Annotated in this window: 4 protein-coding genes; 3 read left to right on the top strand and 1 reads right to left on the bottom strand. The window is 61.9% G+C overall.

Annotation, left to right across the window (positions count from 1 at the left end; genetic code table 11):
• Nucleotides 1-427 (bottom strand): Lrp/AsnC family transcriptional regulator (locus HX786_RS13270; protein WP_256735294.1); only part of this gene is annotated, 427 nt, incomplete at its 3' end.
• Between the two features lie 159 nt (nt 428-586).
• Between HX786_RS13270 and HX786_RS13265 the strand changes: the two genes are divergently transcribed.
• From HX786_RS13265 to HX786_RS13255, 3 genes are all read left to right on the top strand, one after another.
• Nucleotides 587-2,413: a tyrosinase family protein gene (locus tag HX786_RS13265; RefSeq protein WP_178912188.1), complete on the top strand. Its 1,827-nt coding sequence runs from the start codon at nt 587-589 to the stop codon at nt 2,411-2,413.
• The gene (locus tag HX786_RS13260; protein WP_102606333.1) at nt 2,410-4,146 is read left to right on the top strand and encodes a hypothetical protein; all 1,737 of its coding nucleotides are present in this window, start codon (nt 2,410-2,412) and stop codon (nt 4,144-4,146) included. The genes HX786_RS13265 and HX786_RS13260 overlap by 4 nt, the downstream gene beginning before the upstream one ends.
• A 65-nt stretch (nt 4,147-4,211) precedes the next feature.
• The coding region (locus HX786_RS13255) for a hypothetical protein (RefSeq protein ID WP_178912187.1) at nt 4,212-5,534 on the top strand (1,323 nt) is incomplete at its 3' end.

The following is a 5,534-nucleotide window of genomic DNA, read 5'->3' as shown; positions in this document are numbered from 1 at the left end:
TCTTAACCGTCCTGACCACCAAAGTAGACGAATAAGTACGAATCGGAATATCCCGATAAATCTCTAAAAACCGATAGATATAATCAGTGTACTCAGTGGCATCCCGAAACTTCGCCACCATCACAAAATCAAACTCCCCGGTCAGCAGATAACAGTCCTGAATCTCCGGATGACTCGCCAGGATATGCTGCATCTTGCGGTCGATATCATTGCTGTCCCTATCAAGCTTGATCAGGAAGAACGCCGTAACCTGAATCCCAAGCTTGCGCTCATCCAGCACCGCCACCTTGGCCTTGATAATCCCGACACTCTCCAACCGCCTGATACGCCGGTAACAACTGGTTGAAGACAGCCCGACACTGTCACTCAACAACTCCAGACTCTGACTGCAATCCCTTTGCAATTTCCCCAGAATCTTCAAATCCATGGCATCTGTCATTTTTTCCATATCTTCCTTGAAAAAACTGCAATGAATCCACCGTAAACACCCACCAATTTGCACAAATCCTGCGCGGTGGCGCACTAACATCAATCCAGCTTAGCAGCCCAGCCAAATCAGGCACCGGGGCCGCATGAGAGGGATCTTATGATAGTCGCGAAACCGACATGGGCCACCGATATCCACGGCCTATTCAGCGCCCCCTACTGGATCCCCCAAGAGCAACGCGCCGCCGTCGCCGCCTCCTGGGTGGGCTGCATGAACGCCTACTTCGTATTCCTCGAAGACCCCGCCTCCGTCAAGACCTGGTCCGAAACCATCTACCAGCACCTGGCCTCCCGCAGCATGCCGCTGACCCTCGACCAGCAGCAGTTCTGGCCCATCGACGCGCTGGAAACCTTCAGGCTGTGGGTCAACCAGGGCTGGCGCCTCACTCCCGCCTCACCGTTCGACGAGGCAGAACGCATCCCCCCACCCGACCTGCCTCACCCGGTCAAACGCGTGCGCCAGGACATTCGCGCACTGACACAGGAACAACTGAACCTGTACCGCTCACGCCTCGATGACGTAATGCAGGTGGCCAACGCCGACAGCGGCTCCCCTTGGCAGCGTTACGCCTATATCCACACCAACTGGTGCCTGCATTACCAGGAAGCGTTTGCCCTGTGGCACCGGGCCTATCTGCTGTACCTGGAAGCGCTGATCGACTGCCCCATCCCCTACTGGGACTGGATGGCCGAAGACGCCAGTGTCGACGGCAGCCCCCAGGCCGGCTTGCCCCAGGCGTTTCTCGATGAAACCTACGTGCACCCGCACACCGGCGAGGTTCGCCCTAATCCGTTGCGCTACGCCGCTGCCAAGGACGGTTGTTCGAAGGTCTGTGAAAAAGCCAGGGTACCCGGTGTGGACTGCCGCTTCGTGCAACGCAACCCGCTGTTCTACACCCAGGGCGAGACGCAGCGCGTCGAACGCACCCAGTTGTACGGCATGAGCCGGATTTTCCAGCAACAGGTGGTCGATGCCCTGAAGTTCAACACCTTCAGCCAGCCCCAGGGCGTGCCAGGTTATCCCTGGGCGAACATCCCGGTGTTTGATCCCCCCCAGGAAGATGACCTGTACCCCAACCGCGCGCTGAATTTCGACGGGCTCTACGAGCAGCCCCACGACAACTATCACGGCTGGATCGGCGGCGACATGGCCGACAACGCCTACACCGCGTTCGACCCGGTGTTCAGCTCCTACCACGCCAATATCGACCGGATGCTGGAGGTCTGGATCCGCGCCCACCCGGCAGCGCAGTACACCACCCAGTGCCTGCTCCAGCCGTTTGCCGGCAGCGAGGCCGACGATGTCACCTTCACCAGTGCCGACGCCTGGCGCTACACCACCCTGGGGGACATGGCCCAGGACAGTCGGCATATCGGCTATGACTACGGTGTGCCCGTCGCCCCGCCCTTTGGCACCCGCCGCCCGGTCGCAAAAGCCTGCTGCCAGCAAAGCTCGACGCCGATGCAAACGCAGGAACAAACCGCAAGCCTGGGCCCGTGGGTGGTGTTCGACCATGTGCGCTGCACCCACGACACCTACCTGATCGACGTATTCCTCAACCAGCCCGACGCCACGCCGCAGCAGGTGAGCGCCGACAATCCGCACTATGTCGGGCGCTTCAGTCGCATCGGCATGGGCCTGGTGGATGACAAGGGCCGCTGCATCACCCATGGCGTGTCACGCGCGCTGAATGCCGCGCGCACTGCTGCCGCATTGAACCTTCGCCCCACTGACGCCACGCAGCTATCCGTAGTGGTGACCCATCTCGATAGTGCCCGGGTGTTGACGCCGCAAGAGTACGCGCCGCTGCCTGGCTTTATCGCCCAACTGGTGTGGGACGACCCGCGCCAAACCGTCGCCGGCCCTGCTCCCAGTGCCGGTTGCTGCTCCGTTTCCACCACAACAACACCTGGAGAATCGACATGAGCACCCCCTTCAAACAATTTACCTCTCCCGCCGGGCAAGCTCCCAAGGACTACAACAAGCTGGGCCTGGAAAACCAGTTGCCGCAGTTTGAAACCGACTGGAACAACGACCTCACCGGCTGGACCCAGTCCGCGATCATCGGCAACCCGTGGTCGGGCCTCAATGACGCGCCGCGCTCGGGCTATTACAACCCACTGGTGGAAGGCTACGGCCCCACCACGCCGCCGGCGATTACCTGGGCGCCCTTCCCCAATCGGCTGTGGACGTTTTTCTACAACAACGGCACGGCGGTGATTCCACAGTTGGGCGGCAAGGCCATGTCCATGCAACAGGTGATGGAGCTGACCGACAACGGCCAGATTACGATCAACAACACCCTGTACATGCTCTACGACCCGAACAAGCAAGGCACCCTGCTGCAACTGCCCGTCACTCGCTGCCCGAGCATCGACTGGCAAGGCAAGTACAAGGATTTCTCGCCTTCGGGCCCCCGTGGCTGGCTTGACGAATATTGCGAGTGGTCCATCGTGCGTGATGCCGACGGCAACATGCGCAAGATCACCTTCACTTGCGAAAACCCGGCGTATTTCCTGGCCATGTGGCGCATCGATCCGACTGCTGTACTGGGGCTGTATCGCGACTACATCGACCCACAGGTGCAACTCGAAGACCTGTACCTGCGCTACACCGCCGACTGCCCGACCGGTAAGGCCGGCGACCCGGTCATCGACCCCACCACCGGTCAACCGGCCTACGACACCGTCAACAAATGGAACGCCGGCACCGCCTGTGTGCCTGGCCAGTACGGCGGTGCGATGCACCTGACCTCCGGCCCCAACACCCTGAGCGCCGAGGTGTACCTGGCTGCCGCGGCGACCATCCTGCGGCCATTGAGCAGCAGCCAGAATTCCCAGGCGTTGATCTGCTGCGCGCAATACGGGCAGAACTACCGCAACTCCGATCCGCATATCGGTTTCTCGGCCAACAGCGTGGCAGTGAATAACCGGCTCTCCCTGACCAACCCCATCGGCCTGTACCTGCAACAACCCACCGACTTCTCGGCGTGGAAAGGCCCCCAGGGCCAGGACGTCAGCCAGTACTGGAAAATCACCCGTGGCACCGCCAAGTCCGCCGCCAACGGCTCCGACCAGATTCTGCAAGCGGTGTTTGAAGTGCCGGTCAGCGCCGGGTTCTCGATCAACGACATCACCATCAGCGGCCAGCCGATCGACTACGTGTGGGTGATTGCCCAGCAGTTGCTGGTGGGCCTGAGTGTGACAACCACGCCCATCAGCCCGACGCCGGATTCCTGCCCGTGCGTGACGGACCGGGTCAACGGTGTGCAACCCTGGCCGGTACAGCTGTTGCCGCTGGACCTGTTCTACGGGCAGTCACCCACCGACCTGCCGGCCTGGCTGGCACCCGGCACCAGCGGGCAGTTTGCCCTGGTGGTGCAAGGCGCCGACCTCAAGACCACCGCCGAGACGGCGCGGGTGCAATTCTCCAATCCTGGGGTGACGGCGCAGGTCACAAAGTTCCTGCCGGATGCCTCGGCCATCCCCGGGCAAACCAACTCCGGTGGCACCCAGGGCTACCTGCTGACCATCACCGTAAGCCCCACTGCCGCACCGGGGCTGGTGACAGTGCGCGCCCTCAACCCGGGCGAAGCCGATAACCCCAGCGCGGCGGAACACCCATGGGAATCCGGATTGGCGCTGGTGCCTGGCGCCTGACTGATACAGCCCATCAGCCGCACCCACCCAGGGTGCGGCTTTACCTGCTTGCAAGGAGCGCGATGATGTCCAGGTTACGCTTGAGTGTTTTATCGCTGCTGACCAGTGTGGTGCTGAGCCTGTTCGCCATGCAGGCCGCCTACGCATCCCCCACTTCCGACGCCGACGCTTGCGTGCAGCAACAGTTGGTGTTCAACCCGAAAAGCGGCGGCTTCCTGCCGATCAACAACTTCAACGCCACCGGCCAGAGCTTCATGAATTGCTTTGGCTGGCAGTTGTTCATTGCCCTGAACTGGCCGGTGAATCCCGGTTGGCCAGCCACACCTGCCCTCGCGGGTGAGCCGGACATGAACAGTACCCTGGCGCAATTCGGCGTACCGACTGCCTCCGGGCAGCCGATGAGCGTGGCGCCGGTATGGGCCAGCTACAAGGACGCCAACGATATCTTCCTGCCCGGCGCGCCCGCGCCCACCGGCTGGGGCGTGCAAACCCTGGTGCCGTCCAATTGCAGCACCCAGGCCAGCCTCAGGGCGATGTCGGTGGGGGCGCGCAAGTTCATGACCGCCACCTCCGAAAGCGCGATCAACGCGCGGCATGGGTTTCACCTGTCCAGCGGCACCCTGGCCTCGATTCCGGACCCGATCATGGAAGCCTCCGGCGGCTGGCTGACGGACCAGTCGCAGAACCTGGTGTTTTTTGAACGCAAGGTGGGCAAGGCCGAGTTCGACTACATCGTCAGCAAAGGGCTGTACGACGCGGCCAACCAGCTGAAAGTCGCGCAGAACCTCGACAACCAGAACCCCGGCGGGCTGTCCTTGCCCATCGGTGAACCCATGCGCTCGCTGCCGCCCAACCCGGTGCCGCAGGAGCAACTGGGAGCTCTGGAGGTCAAGGCAGCATGGCGAATCCTCACCGGCAAACCCGAGCTCTACGGACGTTACCTGACCACCGTCGCCTGGCTCAAAAACCCGGCCACCTTGCAGTGCACCCAGCAGGTGGTGGGCCTGGTGGGCCTGCATATCATCAACAAGACCCAGGCTTCACCCAACTTCATCTGGACCACCTTCGAGCAGGTAGACAACGTGCCGGAACCCAACCAGGTGCCGCCACAACAAACGCCGCCCGACAGCTTTGCCTTCAACAACCCGAACTGCGGCACCGGCCCCGAATGCACGCCGAACGTGGCGCGTATCCAGTGCAAGCAGCAGCATCCGGACCGCGACTGCACCGAGCCGTTTCCACGGGACCAACCCGTGCAGACCACCCGGGAACATCCGCTGCCCACTGAACTGCAGGCGCTTAACGGCGCGGTGCAGGCCAATTTTGCCCAGCAGAGCCAGGGCAAGTCGGTGTTCCAGTACTACAAACTGATCAACGTACTCTGGACC

It is taken from the genome of Pseudomonas sp. 21615526 (assembly GCF_013386245.1).
Classification (GTDB): Bacteria; Pseudomonadota; Gammaproteobacteria; order Pseudomonadales; family Pseudomonadaceae; genus Aquipseudomonas.
The sequence above is the reverse complement of the archived record's forward strand: the minus strand, read 5'-3'. Positions and strand labels throughout refer to the sequence as shown.

Coding starts and splice junctions, on each gene's coding strand:
- HX786_RS13260 (WP_102606333.1), top strand. CDS start 2,410: ATGAGCACCCCCTTCAAACAATTTACCTCTCCCGCCGGGCAAGCTCCC.
- HX786_RS13265 (WP_178912188.1), top strand. CDS start 587: ATGATAGTCGCGAAACCGACATGGGCCACCGATATCCACGGCCTATTC.